Annotated in this window: 1 protein-coding gene; it reads left to right on the top strand. The window is 76.2% G+C overall.

What is annotated here, in order from left to right:
- On the top strand, positions 1–253 hold a 253-nt coding region (locus tag AN216_RS00165), incomplete at its 5' end, for an ABC transporter permease subunit (RefSeq protein ID WP_139140803.1).
- Positions 254–320: the final 67 nt, after the last annotated feature.

Raw genomic sequence — 320 nt, 5'->3', positions numbered from 1 at the left:
GCCGGGCGCCCTGGGACCCGCGGTGCAGCAGTACGCCCGGTGCGTGGAGGGCATGCTGGGCGGCGCCGTACTGGTGGAGGCGGTGTTCGGCCTCCGCGGGCTGGGCAGCGGCTTCGTAGAGGCGGTGCAGAACCGGGATCTTCCCCAGGTGCAGGCGTACGCGCTCCTGTTCGCCGGCGTCACCGTCGCGGTGAATCTGGCCGCCGACCTGGCCGCGTACCGGCTGGCACCGCGCCGGGAGGTGACGGCGTGACCGTACGGTGGCGGACCGGGGCCGCCGGCGGCGAGCGGGGACGGCGGCCTTCGTGGACCGCCCTGGC

Origin of the sequence: Streptomyces oceani (assembly GCF_001751245.1) — a bacterium.
Taxonomy (GTDB): domain Bacteria; phylum Actinomycetota; class Actinomycetes; order Streptomycetales; family Streptomycetaceae; genus Streptomyces; species Streptomyces oceani.
This window is presented reverse-complemented; position numbering and strand designations above follow the sequence as displayed.